Source organism: Tritonibacter aquimaris (assembly GCF_009617595.1).
In the GTDB taxonomy this organism is placed as follows: domain Bacteria; phylum Pseudomonadota; class Alphaproteobacteria; order Rhodobacterales; family Rhodobacteraceae; genus Epibacterium; species Epibacterium aquimaris.
The window spans coordinates 1-669 of the sequence record NZ_WIXK01000027.1; the positions used below are offsets into that span (position 1 = coordinate 1).

Annotated in this window: 1 pseudogene; it reads left to right on the top strand. The window is 61.3% G+C overall.

The features are described from left to right. A pseudogene (locus GG681_RS17620) lies at window positions 1-669 on the top strand (IS3 family transposase); the annotation flags it as partial.

Genomic DNA, 669 nt, shown 5'->3' on the forward strand with positions numbered 1-669 from the left:
GAGGGGACCGTGGCCCCAGTGGGGCCGCGAAAGTCCCGAGAACGGCCATCTGGTGAACGAGAAGCGTATCCGCCGTTTGATGTGGCTGATGGGGCTCATGCCGATCTACCAGAAGCCCAACACCAGCAAGGCGGCGAAGGGACATAAGACGTATCCCTATCTGTTGCGCGGTTTGCGGGTAACCCGGCCCAACCAGGTCTGGGCCGCAGATATCACCTATCTGCCGATGCGGCGCGGGTTCCTGTATCTGGTGGCGTTCACAGACTGGCACACCCGCAAGGTGCTGGCCTGGCGCATATCCAACACGCTGGACGCAGACTTCTGCGTCGAAGCGCTGAACGAGGCGATCCTCCGCTTCGGCCCGCCCGAGATCAAGAACACCGACCAGGGCAGCCAGTTCACATCCTTTGCCTGGACGGATCGATTGCGCCGCTCCGGCGTCCGCATCTCTCCTCTCGCGCATGTCAACATGCGCTGCCGGGCAGCGGATGGATGGCAAGGGGCGCTTCCTTGACAATATATTTGTTGAACGGCTCTGGCGGAGCCTGAAATACGAATGCGTCTACCTGCACGCTTGGGAAACCGGATCGGAGGTGAAAGCCCGTGTTGGCAAGTGGATCGAGTTCTACAACCGCAAACGCCCCCAATCCGCCCTTGGCGGCAGACCTC